This is a genomic window from Thermodesulfobacterium commune DSM 2178, from assembly GCF_000734015.1.
GTDB classification, from domain to species: Bacteria; Desulfobacterota; Thermodesulfobacteria; order Thermodesulfobacteriales; family Thermodesulfobacteriaceae; genus Thermodesulfobacterium; species Thermodesulfobacterium commune.
Map to the genome: position 1 here is coordinate 1628006 of NZ_CP008796.1, position 20272 is coordinate 1648277.

The window sequence follows — 20272 nt, forward strand, 5'->3', positions numbered from 1 at the left end:
ATTACTTCTATAATAACTTAAGATAAAAAAGAAGAAAGGGGGAGAAAATACCTCCCCCTTTCTGTAAGATTTTAGTTTTTTTCTTTTTTCTATCCTTTTATCAACCCTATGTCTTTAAGCACAGAAGGTGAAAGGGCAACTCCTTTTTCGATGAGGGTTCTTAGCATCTGTCCCATAGCGATCAAGTTTTCAGGTTTTTTCGGATTTTCTGCTAAGTTATACTCTTTAGGAGAAGCCTTTAGAGCATACACTACCCCCAAGCCTCCTAACTCTGTTTCTCCATAAAGTACAGAGTATCCTTCTGCTTTAGCCTCTTTAATCAATTCTTCGCGGTTTCCATACTTGATGGCTTCGGTAGGACAGGTTTTAGCACAAGCTGGACTAAGCCCAGCTTTAACCCTGTCGATGCAGAAATGGCACTTAGAAATCTTTCCGTTTTTATCATACCTTGGTATGTTAAAAGGACATGCGGCTTGACAGGCCTGACATCCGATACACTGAGTTTTATCATAATAAACTATACCAGTTTCAGCATCTTTTTTAAGAGCCTTTACAGGGCAGATTTCTACACAGGCAGGTTCTCCACAGTGTAAACACCTGTGACTTACAAACAACCATTGAACTTCACCTTTTTCGTTCACTTTTTCGATAAACCTGATACGGTTATAGGTGTATCCGGTGAGGTCTGGTGGGTTTTCATGGGTTCCGTTGTTTTTGGTCTCTTCTGCTGGTAAGTCATTCCAGGACTTGCAAGCCACCTGACAACCTCTGCATCCTATACAAAGGTCTGGAGTTATTAATAAAGCTTTGCGTGCCATACTTTTCCTCCTTTTAATTTTTTCAAGGAGGTAGGTTCCCCTACCTCCTTTTTATTGGGCTATGCCTTTCTTATGTTTACGATAAAACACTTTGTTTCTTGTATAAAGGTATTTGGGTCAACCACGTTAGGTGTAATAAGGTTAGCACTATCCCCTCCGTTTTTGGGAAACTTCCATCCATAATGCCAGGGGATGCCTATCACATGACACTTCTTACCCTGAACGATAAGTGGTCTTATTCTTTCTGTAACGATAGCTATCGCCCATATTTCTCCTCTTGGACTGGAGACTATTACCTTATCCCCGCTCTTTATGCCTTTTTCCTTAGCCAGCTCTGGGTCTATCTCTGCAAAAATCTGAGGTTCAAGCTCTAACAACCATGGGGTATGTCTGGTCATAACACCTGTCTGCCAGTGTTCTGTAACTCTATAGGTGGTCCCTACATAAGGATATTTAGGATCCATTCCTACCACGAACTTATCATCTGGACTATCATAAGTTCTGGCTACAGGGTTAAAATGCACCTTAGGATAAAGTAGGTTCTTAAAAGGTGATTCAACAGGCTCATAGTAAGTGGGGAAAGGTCCATCTGCCAAACCAGCTCCAAAGATAGTTCCTACACCTAAAGGTTTCATGATAAAAGGTAATACTCCTCCTTCCATCGCTAAAGGTGGTTGTGGGCCGTCAGGAACATCTCCAACCCATTTTTTATTTTGGGCATCCCATTTAATAACAGGTCTTTGTGGATCCCAAGGGTTCCCCATAGGATCAACACTTGCCCTGTTGTAAATAATCCTTCTGTTAAGAGGCCAACACCAAGCCCAGTTAGAATACAAACCAAGACCTGTGGGATCCTCTTTTCCTCTTCTTTTCATCATGTTGCCTGCTTCAGTAAAAGCAGCAGAATAAATCCAGTTCCCACAGGCAGTTGAACCATCATCCATTAAAAATACAAAGGAGGCAACCTGTTGCCCTTTTTTGTAAGCTTTTTTGTCTATAGGATGAGAAGCTACATCCTTGGTGTAGTAACCGTTTATTTCTTTGGCTACTTTTTCTATGTCTACATGTTTATCCCCATAATTCCAGTTAAGTTTGAGTATGGGGTCAGGAAAAACTCCGCCTTGTTTTTGATAAAGTTCTTTAATCTTATGATAAAGCTCATTCATAATCTCGGCGTCAGGTAAACATTTTCCAGGAGGTTCTACAGCCTTATATCTCCATTGAGCCAACCTTCCAGAGTTGGTGATGCTACCTTGTTTTTCTACTGAAGAAGCACAAGGTAAGAAAAACACTTCAGTTTTGATCTTCTTAGGATCCATCCCAGGCCCTTTCCAGAAAGAAGAGGTTTCATTGTCCCAAAGGTTTACACAAACCAACCAATCAAGCTTAGCCAAAGCCTTCCTGACTTTATTAGCGTTTGCACTTGAACAAGCTGGGTTTTGTCCCCAGGCAAAAAATCCTTTAATTTTTCCTTTATACATGGCATCAAAAATATCATACCAACTATAAGTGCGGTTATCGTCAAGTTTAGGTAGATAGCTATAGCAAAAATCGTTTTCTTTGGTGGCATAATCTCCATAAAAAGCCTTAAGTAAGCTTACGATATATTTAGGTCTGTTTTTCCACCAGTTAAGACTCTTAGGTTCTGCAGTTTTTGGGGTATTTACCTCTATATAAGTTTTTAAATCAACCCAAGAAGCCTTTGGAGTAGGTAAATACCCGGGTAACACATGGAAAAGAAGTCCCATATCCGTTGAGCCTTGAACGTTACTCTCACCTCTTAAGGCATTAACACCACCTCCAGCCATTCCTATGTTACCAAGAAGTAGTTGAATGATAGACATGGCTCTTATGTTCTGAACTCCTACGGTATGCTGGGTCCATCCCATCGCATAACAAATGGTAGCCGTTTTATTGGGTTTTCCGGTTGAAGCTATAATCTTATAAGCCTCAAGCACCTTTTCTTTAGGTGCTCCGGTAATCTCCACCACCATGTCTATGGTATATCTACTGTAATGTTTTTTAAGGAGCTGAAACACACAGTTAGGGTCTTTAAGGGTTGGATCCTTTTTAGGAACTCCTTTTTCATCTAACTGGTATTTCCAAGTAGCTTTATCATATTTTCTGGTTTTTGGGTCATACCCCGAAAAATATCCATCTAAGTCTTCGGGACCTTTAAAGTTGGGGTCTACTAAATAAGAAAGGTCGGTATAGTTGATTACATAATCTTTGAAGTAGAGTTCATTATCTATAATATATTTAATAAGCCCACCTAAGAAAGCTATGTCAGTGCCTGGACGGATAGGAACATACAGGTCTGCTTTAGAAGCTGTTCTGGTAAACTTGGGGTCTATGACTAAAAGTTTAGCTCCTCTTTCCTTTTTAGCCTTTAATATCCATTTCATCGAGATAGGATGGTTTTCAGCAGGGTTACCCCCCATAACGATGATTACATCAGCGTTTTTGAGGTCAACCCAGTGATTGGTCATTGCGCCACGTCCGAACGACTCTGCCAGAGCCGCCACGGTGGCGCTGTGTCATATTCGCGCCTGATGCTCGATGTAAACTAATCCTAAGGCCCTCATCAGTTTTTGTAAGAGATAACATTCTTCATTATCCAAGGCAGCTGATCCTACATGAGCGATAGCCTCAACTCTGTTTACCACCCGTCCTTTTTCATCTTTAATGATAAAATACTTATCTCTTGTAGCCTTCACCCTTTTTGCTATCTCAGAAAGAGCCCATTCCCAAGAAACCTTTTTCCATTCGGTAGCTCCTGGAGCACGATAAAGAGGTTCTGTAACCCTGTAAGGATTGTTGGCCATTTGCAATAAAGAAGCTCCTTTAGGGCATAGGGAACCCTGATTGATAGGGCTATCTGGATCACCTTCTACCTGTACTACCTTGCCTCCCTTTGCATAAACAATCAGGCCGCATCCTACAGAACAATAAGGACAAACAGAAGTACTCTCCTTAGCGTTTTTGATCTTGAGTTCTGTAGCTGCATAGGACTTAACAGGTGTAAGGTCTATTGAGATGGAACTTAAAACCAGAGACCCTAACGACAACTTTAAAAAGTTTCGCCTACTTATTCCACCCATAACATACCCTCCTTTTTGTTTACTCCCTTAATATAAAATTTAGTACTATTTTTACGTTTAAATCAAGAGCAAAAATGGTTAGTTATTTATTATTTTGGGTAATAAAGTTTGATTTTTTTTATTTTTTGTTTTTAAACACAAAATTTTTTGTATATTTGCTGCCGTTTGAAAAGTCTAAAGATAGCACCTATAAAGCTTTAAAATTAGTTATAGGTTAACATGGTTCACAGGTAGTCTTTTTAACTTGCTTTTTAGAAGAAAACAAGCTAAAATAGTTATTAAATTTTAAAATAGGAGGATTCCTATGCTTTCAAAGATACCTTTCGACCTTTCAAAGATTGATCCAGAGGACTTAGATAAACAGATTCTAAGGATAGCAATCATTGCTGAGCTTGATGCCATCAACCTTTATGAACAGCTTGCTTCTTTAACTGAAGATGAAAACTTACAAGCCGTACTTCTTGACATAGCCAGAGAAGAAAAGACCCATGTAGGAGAGTTTTTATCGATGCTTTTAATCAAAGATGAAGAACAGGAAGAAGAGCTTGAGGCTGGGGAAGAAGAAATAAGTGAACTCTTAGAAGACGAAGAAGAAAACTAACGATCGTTTAGGATTTTTAATTCTAAAGCTATCTTTTATCATGGGATTTCGGGTTAAGTTGATTTTTTCAAAGGTATTTTTATGGATAATTTCGGCCTGCTTCTTTTTTGTCCCTGTTCAAGCTTTTGGTTCTGTTTCTAAACCTTTGGAGGTTACCGCTCAAAAGGTAGAAGCTTTTAATAATTTTAAAATTTTGGTAGCTGAAGGGGATGTGGTAATTCAGACTAACAGTATGCTCATCTGGGCTCAAAAGGCTAAATACGAAGTTTCTACCCGTTATTTAATCCTCTATCAGTATAAAATTTTTGATTTTACCAAAAATGCAACCCTTGAAGGAGATCAAGCCTTCTTAGACTTGAGAAACGAAGAATTTTGGGGACAAAACATTTTTATGTTTTTGAAAAAGGAAGGGATCAGGATTAAGGCTAAGGATTTACATAAAAACGCCTTAAACGAATACCTGGCTAAAAGTGCCTTGGTTACCTCTTGTGAGTTTGATTGTGAAAATGAAAAAGACTTTCCTCCCTGGAGTTTAGAAGTTAGAGAGTTTGTTTTGACCCCAGAAGGGATAAGTAAAGGAGAGGCTACCAAGTTTAAGATTAAAAAACAAACTGTGGTTTCTGTGCCTAAAACAGCCTATGTTCCCAAGGTAACCCTCCCGATGGTTCCTCAAAGAAGTACAGGTTTTTTATTTCCTAAAATAATTCAGGGGAATAGATTAGGGTTAGGACTTCAACTACCTTTTTTCTGGCCATATACCGACCAGGTTGATTTTACCTTATCGCCGATGTTTCTTACCAAAAGAGGTTTATTGTTAGATTTAGAAAGCCAGTTCAGATTGATAGAACCTTTAGAAGGGGTTTTTAAATTGAGATATCTAAAGGATAATAAAAAAACTTTACTTGGCGATACAGAAAAAGAGGAAGAGAAAAAACATAAATGGTGGTTTGTAGGGAAAATCGATTACACACCTAAACCAAATCTTGATTTCCATCTGGACATAGATGTGGTCTCCAATAAAGACTTTTTGGAAGAGTTTGACATAGGAGAAAATGGCTTTTCCTCTTCAAAGACTTTTTTTTTAGAAAGGTTTCATCGCACTTTAGAAGAAAAAAATCAAGAATATAGAACATCTCGTTTTTGGGCTCAATATTATCGTGGTAGTCTTTATTCAAGGATAGAAAGTTCTTATCTTGACTATCATGGAGCTTCTGATAAAGACACGGTTTTACAACCTCTTTGGGGTTTTCGTCTAAATTTGTTGCCTTTTAAGACCATAGGAAACCTTATGACAAACTTTAGTTTGGTACATAGCTATAGGTTTAGAAAAGAGGGGTACTATGGGCACAAACTAAGCTCAAACTTAGAGTTGGCTTATCCTTTTAGAACCTCTTTTTTGTTTAACGAGTTTAAGGCAAGTTATTTCCTAAACCATTTTATCCTTGACGATTCTACAGGTTTTTCAAAAAACAGTTTAAACAATCATTACTACGATGTTTCTTTTACTACCTACACTCAGATTTTTAAGTTTTACGAAATACCTCTACCTTTAAACCGCAATTTAACCTTCTTACATGTCTTAAAGCCATATGTAAGCTATTATTTTAAGAAAAAACCTTCTAAAACCAACCTACCGGTTTTTAACTATGAAGACCTTTCTCATGAAGAGATAAATACCTTAGAGTATGGGTTATGGCAACTTTTTCGACTTAAAAACCAGCCAGACTTTTTAAGAGTAAAGGTTTACCAGCAGTATCAGTTTAACGCAGAGGAAACTCCTATCGCTACCTCAAGTGAGAAGAGAAAGTTTTCAGACTTAGGCCTTCAGGTGCTGATAAATTACACCCCACACCTTTCTTTAAGATACGATGGAAGTTATAACTTTTATGGATTAGGTTTTAAAAAACACTCCTTTGACCTTGGGTTAACTGACTGGATGGTTGACCGTTTAGGTCTTACTTTTCAAGATGATAAAGCCTGGAATACCAGACAACTTACCCTTTTTCTTTCTCACCGATTTTTTCAAAGGTTGCAAACAGACTTTTATCTGAGTAGAAATTTAAGGCTTGAAGAAAATACCGAGATGAGGTTCGGTCTTTCTTACGTGCATGATTGTTATCTATTAGGAGGAGGGGTTTCAATTACCCCTAAGGACACAAAATTTTTCTTTAGGGTAGAATTAAAAGGTTTAGGAGGTTATGGATTAGAAAAATAAAGGTTTTAGCTCCAGGGCCTTTAAAGTTTAGTTTTATAGAAGAAGGAATTTCTTATTATGCCAAAAAAATCGCCCCGCTATGTCCTGTAGAGGTATGTCTACCCAGGGTTAAAGGTGGGGTAGAGAAAAAGGAAGAAAGATTGAGGATAGAAAAAAAGGTATTAGAAAAGTATTTTACTGAAGACGAATTTTTGGTGATTTTAGATGAGAGAGGACAATTCCTTAATACCATAGAGCTTGCCTCTAAAATCGAAAAATGGCTTGAAGCCTCAAAAGATTTATGTTTTTTAGTAGGAGGTCCTGAGGGAATATCTCCAGAGTTAAAAAATAAAGCCCACTTTCTTCTTAGCCTTTCTTCTTTGACCCTTAACCACGAAATAGCTATTTTGGTGTTGATGGAAGCCCTTTACCGAAGTTTTACCATATTAAAGAAAATCCCTTATCATAGGGCATAATAAATAAAAAAAACAAATAAAAAATACAATTTTTAACCAAAATCGTCGAAAAACACTCTTGACTTTTATTCTCATTATCGCTAAATACTTTAGCTAAGATGTCCTGGGTAGACCTTCGAGTATTAGAAAAATATGCAAATTTTTCAGAATTGGTGGTTAACTCTTTAGGAGATAAAATAGCCACGGTTGTTGAGGATGAAGAAGGACAAAGGTTTATTTGGGTTAATGGTAAGACCATAGATGAGCCTTTTGAAAGGGTAAATTTACTTCAGTTTACACCTAACGGAGATTTGATAGCTTCTGTTCAAAAAGACGGGTTGTGGACAGTTTGGAAAGAAGGTGTTTTATGGGAAGAGTTTTTTGAATATCTATGGAACCTAAAAACAGATAACTCAGGGCAGAAGGTCTTAGCTAACGTTAAAATCGACGGAAACTACACGGTTTGTGTGGATGGGATTCCCTGGAGTCATAGTTTTTATGATACCAGAGATCTTTTTGTGTCTCCTACAGGGGCTAAAGTAGCTACTTATGTGAGGTTAGAAAATTATCCGGTGTTAGAGATTTTTAACTTTGCCAAAGGAATGTGGTCGCTTGCGGTAAACGACGTTTTTTGGGATAAAAAGTTTTTAGCCCTTTTTGGTTGTTGCTTTAGCCCTAAGGAGACAAGGGTAGCTACAGCTGTAAGACTTACTGACAGAAGCTTTACCATAGTGGTAGATAATGTGTGTTGGGAAAAAAGTTTTTACCAGGTTTGGGAACCAAGGTTTTTAGATGAGAATCAGGTGGTTGCTCCTGTAAAAACTTCTCGAGGATGGGAGTTATACTGTGATGGTAGTCCTTTTTGGGAAAGGTCTTTTACCCAGTTATGGAATCTTAAGGTTTTTCCTGAAAAGAAGAGGGTGGCAGCGGTTGTGGCCTTAGAGCTTGGAAAGTGGACCTTAGCAGTAGATGGGAAAACTTGGAAGCCAACCTTTGGACAGATGGTGTTAGAGCCCCATTTTAGTCCCGATGGAGAAAGGATAGCCGCGTTAGTAAGACATAAAGATCGGTGGGGGCTGGTGGTAGACGAGGTTTGTTGGGACCTTGTTTGGGAAAGGATAGGAGACCCTGTATTTAGTCCTAAGGGTAGTAAAATAGCAGCTAAAGCCGAAAAAGATGGAGGATATTATCTCTTAGTAGAAAACAAAGTTTTAGATGGCCCTTACACCTATTTATGGGACCCGGTGTTTTTAGAAGAGGATATCCTGTTGATAAAAGGTATAAAAGAGAAGAGCTATTTTACGAAAGAAATTAAGGTGTGAAACTTATGACGTTTTTTGAGATAGTAAGAGGCCCTTTGGCTTGGGTGTCTTTTTTGGTCTTTTTTTTAGGTTTAGTTTATAACCTCTATAACTTTTTTAAAAGAGCTCAAAAAGATAAAGTACTCTATGGATATTTTAGTCTTAAACATACGCTTAGGTCTTATCTTTTTTGGCTTTTACCCTTTGGTAGCTATAGCATGAGACAAAGACCTCTTTTTACCGCGATAAGTTATGTGTTTCATGTAGGGCTTTTGTTAACCCCTCTCTTTTTTTTAGGTCATATCGAAATGTGGAAGGAATCCTGGGGGATAAGCTGGTGGGCTTTACCTAATATTGTTTCTGATTTTTTAACAGTCTTAACCATTATCTGTGGAGTTATTTTACTTTTGAGACGTTTTTTGGTTAAAGATGTTAAATATTTAAGCACTCCTATAGATTATGCTCTTTTAGCTTTGGTGATCTTAGTTTTTTTAACCGGGTTTTTAGCAAGATATCAGTTGGTTTTTACCTATCAGGTTATAGCAGGTTTACATATCTTATCAGGAGAAATGATGTTAGTTCTTATTCCTTTTACTAAGCTTTCGCATATTTTTTATTTTTGGTTGATTAGAGCCTATACTGCCTCAGAGTTTGGTGCAGTTAGGCGGTCAAAGGACTATTGAGGAAAAACATGGAAGGGTTTGTAAGAAAACCGGTTTTTGATATAGGGATAGACAAAACGATAGAACGATTAGACCAACAAAAGATTAAAAGGGCTATCGAGAGGGTTTTAAACGAAGAGGCTACGGTAAGATTTAAGATCTTTTTAGAAACTTGTATGCGCTGTGGAATGTGTTCTGAGTCTTGCCATCACTATCTTTCCCATGACAGAGACCCAAGTTATGCGCCGGCCTCAAAAGTAAAGCTCACCTTAGGAGACTTGGTTGCTAAAAAAGGCAAAATAGAAAAAGCCGATTTAAAGCGATATGCAAGGATTGCTTTTACCGAATGTAATCTTTGTCGCCGGTGTACTCAGTTTTGTCCCTTCGGTATTGATATTGCCTATTTGATCTCTTTGGTGAGAAGACTTTGTGGGGTTTTAGGGGTAGCTCCTCAGTTTATTCAGGACCAGGTCTACAGTCATATGTCTTCTTACAACATGCTCTGGTTTAAACAGGATGAGTGGATAGACACGATACAATGGATAGAAGACGAGCTAAGGTATGAGATAAAAAATGCAAGGATCCCTCTTGGGAAAAAAGATGCAGACATTTTGTTACTTATTCATGGTCTTGAAGCTAAATACATGACTCCTTTGCTTTCTAACATGCTTAAGATCATGCTTGTTTCAGGGGTTGATTTTACTTTACCTGACACAGACGGTTGGGATTATACCAATAAGTCTCTCTATATGCATGATTTTGAGACGATGACGTTGGTAACCAAAAGGCATTATGAAATAGCCTCTAAACTAAGGGTTAAAAGGATTTTGATTACAGAGTGCGGACATGCCTATAGAGCAGCGCTTTATGAATCAGCAAGACTTTTAGGCTGGAAAGAGGCCCCTATACCTTTTATCCATGCAGTAGAGTTTTTCTATGAGATTTTAACCCAGGGAAAGATAAAGATCGCTCATAAGGTTAAAGAAAAGGCTACCTTACAAGATCCTTGCAACATAGTGAGATACAGAGGGTTAGGACAAAAACTCAGATTTATAGTTAGGGAACTTTGTGAAGATTTTGTGGAAATGACCCCTAATCAAGAATACAATTATTGTTGTAGTTCAGGAGGAGGGATGGTTGATGCAGGGCCTCCCTGGAAGGGGGCAAGGATAGAAGGAGGAAAAGTCAAGATAGAACAGATAAAAGAAACAGGGGCATCTTTAGTGATAGCACCTTGTCATACCTGTCATAAGGGGATAGAAGATTTGATTGAGCACTATAAAGTAGAGGCCCATGTTAAATTTTTGGCAGACCTAATAGCAGAACATATGGAAATCCCTGAGAGGTTAAGACCTTAGGATGAAGAAAGAAACAGTCTTGTTGATTTTAGGGTTAGGTTTGACGGTTTTATTCTGGTGCTGTTTGAGTAATCCCTTGGCTTTAACTGAACCCTTTAGAAAAGTGGAAAAAACTTTAACTCCTACAGAGGTCCAGAAAAATCTTCTTCTTATTAAACATCCTGAGGTTTTTGGGAGGTTAGAGTATGCCCCTGTTTTGTTTAACCACCTAAAACATGTTAAGGCGTTAGAAAAAGAAGGTTGTGGGATTTGTCACCCGGTAGATAATAACAAGAATCTACGTTTTGTTTTTCCTAAGGAGTTTTTATCTGTTAAAGATCCAGAAAAGTTAAAAGACCTTTACCATCAAGCTTGCATTAAATGCCATCAACAGAAAAAGCTTGAGCAAAAACCTTATGGTCCGGTAAGACTTTCTTGTGGGGATTGCCATGTAAATATTTATGCGTACAAAGATATAAACTATCCTAAGTTTGATTTTGATTTTGTTTACCATGAAACCCATGTCAAAGAGTTAGACCAAAAATGTGAGAAGTGCCATCATACCTATGATTTAGAAGAACGTGATAAAGGGAAGGCTCTAAAATATATCAAAGGTAAAGAAGAATCTTGCTACTATTGCCATGATTTTACTAAGAAGAAAGGTCCTGAGTTAACCAAGATATTGAAGATAGCTCAAGAAAAAAGTTTAAACCTTTCTCAGGCCTTTCATGGGTTATGTTTGAACTGTCATGTAGAATTAAAAAAGGATGGGAAAAAGGGTGGTCCGATAATCTGCAGTGATTGCCATAAAGGAGAAAAAAGGAGTTTGGAAGATCTGTCTAAAGCTCCAAGGCCAGATAGAGGACAAAAAGAGTTTTATTTGATGGAATTCCCTAAAGCTTCTAAGATGAAAGCAGTAGTGTTTAATCACCGAATTCACCAGTTTACAGCCCAGAAATGTAGAGATTGTCATCATGAAAGACTTGAAGGGTGTCGGAATTGTCATACCTTAGAAGGTAGTCCTAAAGGGAATTTTGTAAATGCTGTCACAGCTTTTCATTCAGTATTTTCAGACAGAAGCTGCCAGGGATGTCATCAAAAGGAAATAAATGCAAGAAAAGAATGTTTAGCTTGTCATCATCTTGACAAAAAAGAAACCTCTCGCACAGAAGTTGCTTCTGAAACTACTTGTGTTAAATGCCATATAGGTAGAGCGAGGTCTGATATTAAAAATTTAAAACCCTATTCAGGAGAGATAAAATCTCAAATAGAAATAGAGGTTTTATCCAAGGAGTTTGAAAAGGCAACCATGCCTCATCAAAAGATAGTGAAAAGTTTGGTTGCTAAGACCTCAGGCAATAGACTTGCGGTATACTTCCATGATAAGGAAGAAACCCTGTGTAAAGGATGTCATCATAAAACGAACCCTGAAGGGAAAATAAAAGGACAAGAGGTTAAATGCAGTTCTTGCCATGGAATAAGTTTTGATGCTTTACACCCTGAAAGGCCAAGACTACAGGCAGCTTATCATGGACAGTGTATTAAATGCCATGAGTATTTAAAGATAGAAAAGGCTATGAGTTGTGATAGTTGCCATAAACCTAAAAAAGAGAGAGGTTTACCTAGTTTTTAGGGAGAAAAAATGTATATATGGGAAAAACTTTTTAGTTATCATGGTGCGGAATATGTAATTTCTGGAGCCGCGTTTTTTATGTTCATCCTGCTTTTTTTATGGTTTAAGTCTAAGAAAAAGTTTTAGGAAATAGGTATGAAGAGAAGGAATTTTTTGAAAGGTTTTTTGAGTTTGCCTGGGCTTTTGGGAATAGATACTGCCTCTAAATTTATCGAAGAAGAAAGAGCTTTTAAAACCATCCATACCCAGGCCAACGCTAAAAACTGGGAGATTTACCTAAAAAGAAAAGAGAGCAAGTACGAACCTAAAGAAGGAAGTTATGGCGTACTTTTTGATGCTACTAAATGTATAGGGTGTCGTAGATGTGAATGGGCCTGTAATGAATGGAATAAAAACCCTAATCAGCCGATAGAAAATTTTGAAAGGTCAAGATTTGAAATCAATTCAGTTTTTGAAAAAATTAGAAGACCTTCTGCCGGTGCTTTTACGGTAGTAAATCGGTTTGATGTTGACGGAAAAGTTATCTATGTAAAAAAACAATGTATGCACTGTTTAGACCCAGCCTGTGCTTCTTCGTGTTTTGTTGGGGCATTTACAAGGACAGAAGAAGGGGCGGTGATCTATAATCCTACGGTATGCGTAGGATGTAGGTATTGTATGGTTGCCTGTCCTTTTGACATTCCTGCCTATGAATACTATGACCCTTTAACCCCACAGGTTACTAAATGCACGATGTGCTTTGACAGGATGGTTGAAGGCAAAGTACCTGCCTGTGTGGCTGTTTGTTCGGCTGATGCCTTGAAGTTTGGGAAACGGGAGGAGTTATTAAAACTTGCTTATAAATTGATTGCAGACAACCCACATAGATACTATCCTAAGGTCTATGGGGAGGACGATTTTGGTGGGACAAGCTGGTTATATCTCTCTCCTGTTCCTTTTGAAAAGATAGGATTACCTACTGGACTTAAAAAAAGTCCGGCGGTTTATACCAGAAACTATCTTTTTGCGGTAAAGGTGTTAGAAATTTTAGCCTCCCCGGTGCTGGTCTACTTAGCTTATAAGGCTATGTCTAAGAAGGGTAAAGACGAGGAATAAAGATGGAAAAGTTTGATTTAAAGGGATTTAAACAAAAGTTGCTCTTAGCTCCAGATTTTAAGTCTTATGTTTTTGGGCTCTTTACTCCTTGGAATGTGATAGCAGGAATAATTTTGCTTTTTGGTTTTTACGCGATGGTTTATAGGCTTATTTTTGGCCTTGGTCCTGCGACCAACTTAAATAACGACTATCCTTGGGGGCTGTGGATAGCCTTTGACATTTTAGCAGGTATCGCCCTTGCAGCTCCTGGGTTAACCTTAGGAACTGTGGTATATCTTTTTAGACTGAAAGATTACAAGAGTTTTGCCAGACCTGCCATCCTTTCAAGCCTGTTAGGATATGTTTTTGCGGTTATAGCCCTTCTTTTTGACCTTGGAAGGTATTATCGGGTGTTTTATCCTATCGTTTGGTCCTGGGGTTTAGAATCGGTGCTGTTTTTAGTTGGTTGGCATTTCTTTCTGTATATCATCATCTGTGTGGTTGAGTGGTTCCCTTCCTTTTTTGAATGGTTAGGGCAAGAAAGGTTGAGAAACTTCTTTTCTTCCTTGGGGATTTGGGCTACGGCTTTTGGGGTGATCATAGCCGGTGGCCATCAGTCAGCCTTAGGAGCACTTTTTTTGATAGCTCCAACCAAGCTACATCCCCTCTGGTATTCTCCTTTGTTGCCTCTGTTTTTCCTTATTACAGCAGTATTAGGTGGAATGGCTGTGGTGGTGATAGAAAGTGCGATTACCCATAGATATTTTAAACATCAGCTAAAAAGGTTTGACCAAAAGGCATTTGATAAAAAGACCCTTGGTCTTGGAAAAGCTTTGGCTGTAGTTTTGACGTTATATCTTCTTCTTAGGGGATTGGACCTGTTCCATCAAGAAAAACTACACTATATAAATTTAAGTTCTACCTATGGAGTCCTTTTTGTGTTAGAACATTTGCTTTTTGGTGTAATTCCATTGATTTTACTTTTATGGGCCGTAAAGGAAGAAAAACCTTTTTGGGTTAGGATATTGTCTTTTTGGATAGCCCTGGGGATAATAGTTAATCGTCTGATCGTCTGTTTGATTGCCTATAACTGGTATATTCCTTGGTCTCAAAAATACTATCCCTCTTGGATGGAGGTTGCGCTTTCTCTTTCGATGGTTGTGTTAATCATCTTGTCTACCAGGTTTATGATAAGAAGACTTCCTATCCTTTCAGACTAATCGCTGTCCTTTTTGGGACAAACTTTAGTCCAAATAGGTTAATCGTTTAGGAGAAAGAGTCTTTATAGGCAAGTAAGTTTGTTTCTGTTTTTAGGCATAAATTTTGTTATTAAACTCCATAAAAACTTGGGGTAAAAAGCAGGCAGGGGAGGGCATATGAAAAAACAGGTGTTTTCTGTATGTGGGATGTGTTCTGCAAGGTGTCCTATAAGGGTTGAGGTAACAGATGGAAGGATTACCTGGATAGAGGGTAATCCCTATGCAGCTGGTATCGAGGGTTCAATGTGTGCCAGGGGCTCTGCTGGGTTGGTTCACGTATATGATTTTGAGCGTCCTCAAGGCCCTATGGTAAGGATAGGGGAGAGAGGGTCAGGAGAGTGGAAAAGGGTTTCTTGGGATGAAGCTTTGAACTATATTGCCAACAGACTTTCTGAGATAATTGGTAAATACGGACCTAAGTCAGTGGCTCTTTTAGACCGAGGAGGTGGTCTTTTTGGAGAAATGCAAAGGGTTTTTATCAAGGCGATAGGTTCTCCTAACTATTTTAACCATGATGACCTGTGTAGAAAAGACGCAGATTTAGCACTTCAAAGTTTAATCGGTATTCCGAGAAATCAAATAAGTTATGATTTTGCTAACGCCAGACATATAGTGTCCTTTGGTAGGGCCTTTTTTGATGCGGTGGTGGTTAAAGAGGCTAACAATGTGTTAAAAGCCTTAGAAAAGGGAGCTAAACTTACCTATTTTGACCCAAGGGTAAACGTAACTGCCACCAAGGCAACACGATACTTAAGAATCAGACCTGGGACAGACTATGCTGTAGTACTGGCTTTGATCCATCAAATTTTAAAAGAAGATTTATACGACAGGGATTTTGTAAATAAATACATGTTGGGTATTACAGATTTAGAAGAATTTATAAAACCTTATACTCCAAAGTGGGCTGAAGCAGAGTCTGGAGTTCCTGAGTACCAAATCATAAAATTGGCAAGAGAACTTTCTGAGGCTAAGCCAAGGGTGATAATCTATCCTTACTGGTTTGGTGCAAGGTATACAGATTCTTTCTATTATGCCAGGGCAGTCTGGATATTAAACTTTTTACTTGGGAATTTGGAACAAAAAGGAGGTTTGATTTTAGCTAAATCTCCTAAAGAGGTAGGGGCTCAACCGTTAAAAAGTCTCTTAGACCCCATTCCAGCCCCTCAAGATAAACGAATTGAGGCTGAATTAGGTAAGGGATTTTTGTATGATGGAGCTGGCCATATCTTACATCTATACAAAGCGATCAAAACTGAAGAACCCTATCCTATAAAAGCACTTTTTGTGTATAGATATGACCCCTTTGCAGGGATGCCGTTAGAAGATATTAAGGAAATCACCAGGAAACTTGAACTTTTAGTCCATATTCCTGTAGATTATGGTACTACCAGTTGGTTTGCCGATGTTATCCTTCCAGAATCAACCTATCTTGAAAGGGATGACATCATTGGTTTACAGAGAGGGGCTAAACCTGCTTTTATTTTAAGAAGGAAGGCCATCGACCCGGTTTACGATACCAAACCCAGGTGGTGGATTTTTACCCAGTTATGTAAAAAGCTTGGTTTGGAAAAATACGTCCCCTATGAAAGTATTGAGGACATCTGGAATTATCAATTAGAGGGTACAGGGATAAAAATCGAGGACTTTGAGGCTAAGGGTTTTGTTTCGCTTTGTAAGGAGCAGGTTCTTTATTCTCGGGATCAGCTAAAGTTTAAAACTCCTTCCGGAAAGATCGAAATTGTTTCTTCCAAGATGCAAGAAAGAGAGGTACCAATCTTTTATCCTTATAAAACTCCAGAGAAACCTAAGGTAGAAGAGGGAGAGTTTAGACTTATTTTTGGAAGAGCAGCCATGCATACCCATGTTAGGACCCAGAATAATCCGTTATTGAATGAAATCAAACCAGAAAACGAACTCTGGATAAACGACGAGGTAGCAGAAAGATTAGGGATAAAAGATGGGGATTGGGTAGAGGTTTCCTCAGGAGACTATACAGGAAAAATCAAGGCCAAAGTAACTCCTTTTATCCATCCTGAGGCAGTGTTTATGGTAAGAGGATATCAAAATGACATTCCCTGGCTAAGCAGGGTTTATGGTAAAGGGCTTAACGAGGGAAGATTGCTTAAAGGAGCTTTTGATAAATTTGCATTAGGAAGCCATACAGGTGTTCTTTTTGAAAACTTTGTAAAAGTCAAAAAAGCTTAAGAAGGAGGGGAGTTATGAGCCTTTATTATATATATCAGGACCACAACAGATGTATCGGTTGTTTTGCCTGTGAAGTTCACTGTAAAACCAACAAAGGGTTAGGCCCTGGGCCAAGGCTTTGCAGGATCATCCCAACCGAAATCAAAGCTATAAACGAACAGGTGGTTCAACGGTTTATCTTTATGCCCTGTTTTCATTGTGAAGACCCCTGGTGTGTAAAAGCCTGCCCCACAGGAGCTATGCAGAAAAGGGCTAAAGATGGAATAGTTTTTGTAGAACCAAATCTTTGTGTTGGTTGTAAAAACTGTATCACTGCCTGTCCCTGGGGTATTCCTCAGTTTAACCCAGAGACCGGGAAAGTAGTTAAGTGTGACTATTGTAAAGACAGGATTGACCAGGGACTTTTACCTGCTTGTGTGTCTAAATGTACTACCCATGCTTTAAAATGGGTTTCAACTCAAGAAGCTTCTACTATTAAAAGAGAAAAGTTTGTAAAGGAAGCCTATGCTAACCTCTATTAAGATGGAAAACCCTACGGTTGAAATAGCAGACGGGGTAAAGTTGGTAAAGGGGACTGATAGTGTCCTTCTCACCACCCTTGATAAACTCATAAACTGGGGCCGGGCGAATTCGCTTTGGCCCCTTACCTTTGGGCTTGCCTGTTGTGCTATAGAGATGATGGCAGCCGGTGCCAGTCACTATGATTTTGATAGGTTAGGGGTTCTTTTTAGAGCCTCTCCTCGTCAAGCAGATTTGATGATAGTAGCCGGAACGGTTACCTATAAAATGGCTCCGATTGTGAGAAGGCTTTATGATCAGATGCCAGAGCCTAAGTTCGTTATTGCGGTAGGTAGCTGTGCCTCAACCGGAGGAATTTTTCAAACCTATAGTGTTTTGCAAGGGGTAGACCAGATCCTTCCGGTAGATGTTTACATACCTGGTTGTCCACCAAGGCCAGAGGCTTTTTTCCAGGGGATTATAAAATTACAACAAAAAATTTTAGAAGGTTATAACAAATGAAAGGGTATGTTTTAGAACAGATAGAACCCTCAAAGTTTGTTTTACAGATGGGTCCTCACCATCCAGCTACCCATGGAGTGTTAAAGCTTTTTTTAGAACTTGAGGGGGAAAGGGTTGCCCGCTGTAGGCCTGAGGTAGGGTATCTTCATCGAGGTATAGAAAAGCTTGCTGAGACTAAAACCTATCCTCAAGTTGTACCTTTAACCGATAGGTTAGATTACATCGCAAGCATGATAAACAACGTAGGTTATTGTGTGGCTGTTGAGAGACTTTTAGGGATAGAGCCTCCTCCAAGAGCTAAGTTTCTCCGTACTATGGTCTGCGAATTGTCAAGGATTAGCAATCATTTACTTTGGTTAGCTACTCATGCCCTTGATATAGGTGCGATGACAGTCTTTCTTTATTGTTTTAGAGAAAGAGAACAGATCCTCTGGTTTTTAGAAGAAATTTGCGGAGCAAGGCTTACCTTTAGTTATCCAAGAATAGGAGGAGTAAGGATTGATGTAGAAGAAAAAACCTTAGAAAAAATAGACAGGTTTATCGATGGATTTTTTCAAAAAATAGATGAATACGAGGGTTTGCTTACAGAAAACAGGATTTGGATAGCCCGTACCAGAGGGGTTGGAGTTATAAATCCTGAAGATGCTATAGCTTATGGTCTTACAGGTCCCAGTCTTAGGGGTTCGGGAATAAACTATGATGTAAGAAAACATTTCCCTTATGACGCATACAGTGAGGTAGATTTTGAGGTCCCGGTAGGAAAACACGGAGATACCTATGATAGATATTTATGTCGTGTCCAAGAGATGAGGCAATCTGCTAAAATAGTTAAACAATGTATTCAGAAAATGCCAGAAGGAAGTATCCTGGCAGAAAACGCTATAGAGTTAGACCTTCCCCCTTCTGGTAAAAAAAAGCTTCATCCAGAAGGTTGGTCTACCGGTGCTTTTATTTCTTTTTTAAAAGAGAAGGAACCTCTTTTACCTGAAGGGGAAATCTATTCAGCAGTAGAAGGGGCAAAAGGAGAACTTGGGTTTTTTATCATAAGTGATGGGTCAGGGAGACCTTACCGGGTAAGGATTAGGGTGCCCTCTTTTATACATATTTCAGCCATTCCTAAGCTTGCAGAGGGTCAGTTTTTGGCAGACGTGGTAGCCATCATCGGAACCCTTGATATCGTTATGGGAGAGGCTGATAAATGAAACAACTGTTAAAAAAGATCTTGTTGATAGACCTTATAAAAGGGCTTTTAATCACCTTAAGAACCATTTTTACCCAGCCGGTTACCATAAGATACCCCAAACAAAAAAGAGAGATCGCTCCAGGTTTTAGAGGAAGACATGCCTTAGTTAGAGACCCTGAAACAGGTAAAGAGAGATGTGTGGCCTGTTTAAGATGTGCAAGAGTTTGTCCTTCTCAGTGCATCTACATCGGATACAAGGAAGATGAAACCTCAGGAAGAAGAGTGCTTACTAAATATGAAATTGAGGCCTTTAGATGTGTTTATTGTGGATATTGTGTAGAGGTATGCCCTGTAAATGCTATCGTCCTTACTGAGTTTTATGAGTATGCAGCATACGATAAAGAGGAAAATTACTTTACCAAAGAAAAGTTACTTCAAAACTGGGATGAGTTTTTAAGTCTTTATAAGCACCAAGAATATATAAACAAATTCTGGTATCTAAGAGGGATAGAAAGGATAAGACTTCCTTATGAAAAAAGGTTTCCTACCCCTATCAGGATTAAAAAGGAGGGTTAGCCTGTGACCCCAGGTACTTACTTACCGATAAAATACTTGCCTGTTTTTTTGATGTTAATTTTGGCTACCATTTTTAGTGTGGCCGCGATTTTTATAAATCAATTGCTTAGTCCAAAGAAAAAGACCGCTGTGAAACTTATGGCCTATGAATCAGGTAATTTGCCTTCAGGAGAGGTAAGAGAAAGGTTCTTCATCGGTTATTATGTGTTAGCTATCCTTTTTGTGGTGTTTGACGTGGAGTTGGTCTTTCTTTTTCCTTGGGCCTTAACCTTTAATAGCCTTGGTTTCCTTGGTTTCTGGGGGATGCTGTTTTTTATCTTTCTTATTTTGTTAGGCTATTTTTATGAGATCAAAAAGGAGGCTTTGGAATGGTTGAAGAGATCTTAAAGGACCTTCAACAGCAATTTAAAGAAGAAATTTTAGAGATAGGAGAGTTTAGAAAACAGAAGTTTTTGGTGGTAAAAAAAGATAAAGTAAAAGCTGTTTTAAGGTGGCTTAAAGAGAATTGGAGTTTTAACTATCTGCAAGACCTTTTTGGGGTAGATTTTTTAGGGAAGATCCCTCGTTTTGCGGTAGTTTATCAGCTTTATAGCCTTCCTAATAAGGTTCAGCTTAGGATAAAAGCCCTTATCGATGAAGAAGACCTTACCATAGACAGTGTAGTAGACCTTTGGCCTGTTGCCAACTGGTTAGAAAGGGAATGCTATGACATGTTTGGGATCGTTTTTAAAGGGCATCCAGATTTAAAAAGGATTTACATGCCAGAAGACTGGAAAGGTTATCCTTTGAGAAAAGATTATCCTGTTAAAGGGGAAGGCCCCTGGGATGGAGTAAAGGACCTAATCCGTTAGAC

The 20272-nt window shown here is 38.7% G+C and carries 18 protein-coding genes; 16 read left to right on the forward strand and 2 right to left on the reverse strand.

Annotation, left to right across the window (positions count from 1 at the left end; translation table 11 throughout):
* Nucleotides 1–89: 89 nt before the first annotated feature.
* Both HL41_RS08205 and fdnG read right to left on the reverse strand, forming a co-directional pair.
* The gene (locus HL41_RS08205) at nucleotides 90–818 is read right to left on the reverse strand and encodes a 4Fe-4S dicluster domain-containing protein (RefSeq protein ID WP_038061343.1); all 729 of its coding nucleotides are present in this window, start codon (nucleotides 816–818) and stop codon (nucleotides 90–92) included.
* A 59-nt stretch (nucleotides 819–877) separates the two neighbouring features.
* The gene (fdnG, locus tag HL41_RS08210) at nucleotides 878–3919 is read right to left on the reverse strand and encodes a formate dehydrogenase-N subunit alpha (RefSeq protein WP_081856514.1); all 3042 of its coding nucleotides are present in this window, start codon (nucleotides 3917–3919) and stop codon (nucleotides 878–880) included.
* Nucleotides 3920–4223: 304 nt separating this feature from the next.
* Between fdnG and HL41_RS08220 the strand changes: the two genes are divergently transcribed.
* From HL41_RS08220 to HL41_RS08295, 16 genes are all read left to right on the forward strand, one after another.
* Entirely contained in the window at nucleotides 4224–4520 is a 297-nt protein-coding gene (locus tag HL41_RS08220; protein WP_028841158.1) for a ferritin family protein, read from the forward strand.
* Nucleotides 4521–4560: 40 nt separating this feature from the next.
* Nucleotides 4561–6735 (forward strand): LPS-assembly protein LptD, encoded by a 2175-nt coding sequence (locus HL41_RS08225; RefSeq protein WP_038061352.1) that lies wholly within the window; start codon nucleotides 4561–4563, stop codon nucleotides 6733–6735.
* A 47-nt stretch (nucleotides 6736–6782) separates the two neighbouring features.
* On the forward strand, nucleotides 6783–7190 hold the full coding sequence (locus HL41_RS09355; RefSeq protein ID WP_235181329.1) for a 23S rRNA (pseudouridine(1915)-N(3))-methyltransferase RlmH: 408 nt from the start codon (nucleotides 6783–6785) through the stop codon (nucleotides 7188–7190).
* 98 nt (nucleotides 7191–7288) lie between these two features.
* Nucleotides 7289–8491, forward strand: a complete 1203-nt coding sequence (locus HL41_RS08235) for a TolB-like translocation protein (RefSeq protein ID WP_038061355.1) — start codon at nucleotides 7289–7291, stop codon at nucleotides 8489–8491.
* A 44-nt stretch (nucleotides 8492–8535) separates the two neighbouring features.
* The gene (locus HL41_RS08240) at nucleotides 8536–9153 is read left to right on the forward strand and encodes a respiratory nitrate reductase subunit gamma (RefSeq protein WP_327138739.1); all 618 of its coding nucleotides are present in this window, start codon (nucleotides 8536–8538) and stop codon (nucleotides 9151–9153) included.
* An 8-nt stretch (nucleotides 9154–9161) separates the two neighbouring features.
* A complete protein-coding gene (locus HL41_RS08245; protein WP_038061361.1) occupies nucleotides 9162–10490 on the forward strand; it encodes a (Fe-S)-binding protein in 1329 nt (442 codons plus the stop codon).
* Nucleotide 10491: 1 nt separating this feature from the next.
* A complete protein-coding gene (hmcA, locus tag HL41_RS08250) occupies nucleotides 10492–12102 on the forward strand; it encodes a sulfate respiration complex hexadecaheme cytochrome HmcA (RefSeq protein ID WP_038061364.1) in 1611 nt (536 codons plus the stop codon).
* A 153-nt stretch (nucleotides 12103–12255) separates the two neighbouring features.
* On the forward strand, nucleotides 12256–13197 hold the full coding sequence (locus HL41_RS08255; protein ID WP_235181297.1) for a 4Fe-4S dicluster domain-containing protein: 942 nt from the start codon (nucleotides 12256–12258) through the stop codon (nucleotides 13195–13197).
* Between the two features lie 2 nt (nucleotides 13198–13199).
* Nucleotides 13200–14396: an NrfD/PsrC family molybdoenzyme membrane anchor subunit gene (gene nrfD, locus HL41_RS08260; protein WP_051754610.1), complete on the forward strand. Its 1197-nt coding sequence runs from the start codon at nucleotides 13200–13202 to the stop codon at nucleotides 14394–14396.
* 156 nt (nucleotides 14397–14552) lie between these two features.
* The gene (locus tag HL41_RS08265; protein WP_038061370.1) at nucleotides 14553–16640 is read left to right on the forward strand and encodes a molybdopterin-containing oxidoreductase family protein; all 2088 of its coding nucleotides are present in this window, start codon (nucleotides 14553–14555) and stop codon (nucleotides 16638–16640) included.
* Between the two features lie 14 nt (nucleotides 16641–16654).
* Complete coding sequence (locus HL41_RS08270; protein WP_038061373.1) at nucleotides 16655–17161, forward strand: 4Fe-4S dicluster domain-containing protein; 507 nt, start codon at nucleotides 16655–16657, stop codon at nucleotides 17159–17161.
* A gap of 1 nt (nucleotide 17162) precedes the next feature.
* Complete coding sequence (locus HL41_RS08275; protein WP_081856540.1) at nucleotides 17163–17660, forward strand: NADH-quinone oxidoreductase subunit B; 498 nt, start codon at nucleotides 17163–17165, stop codon at nucleotides 17658–17660.
* Nucleotides 17657–18862 carry an NADH-quinone oxidoreductase subunit D gene (locus HL41_RS08280; RefSeq protein ID WP_022855753.1) on the forward strand — a complete coding sequence of 402 codons (1206 nt, stop codon included), beginning with the start codon at nucleotides 17657–17659 and terminating at the stop codon, nucleotides 18860–18862. Before HL41_RS08275 ends, HL41_RS08280 begins: the two co-directional genes overlap by 4 nt.
* Nucleotides 18859–19419, forward strand: coding sequence for an NADH-quinone oxidoreductase subunit NuoI (nuoI, locus tag HL41_RS08285; protein ID WP_028841148.1), 561 nt, complete (start codon nucleotides 18859–18861; stop codon nucleotides 19417–19419). The genes HL41_RS08280 and nuoI overlap by 4 nt, the downstream gene beginning before the upstream one ends.
* Before the next feature lie 3 nt (nucleotides 19420–19422).
* Nucleotides 19423–19806 (forward strand): NADH-quinone oxidoreductase subunit A, encoded by a 384-nt coding sequence (locus tag HL41_RS08290; RefSeq protein ID WP_022855751.1) that lies wholly within the window; start codon nucleotides 19423–19425, stop codon nucleotides 19804–19806.
* The gene (locus tag HL41_RS08295) at nucleotides 19788–20270 is read left to right on the forward strand and encodes an NADH-quinone oxidoreductase subunit C (protein ID WP_028841146.1); all 483 of its coding nucleotides are present in this window, start codon (nucleotides 19788–19790) and stop codon (nucleotides 20268–20270) included. The genes HL41_RS08290 and HL41_RS08295 overlap by 19 nt, the downstream gene beginning before the upstream one ends.
* The last annotated feature ends 2 nt before the right edge of the window (nucleotides 20271–20272 follow it).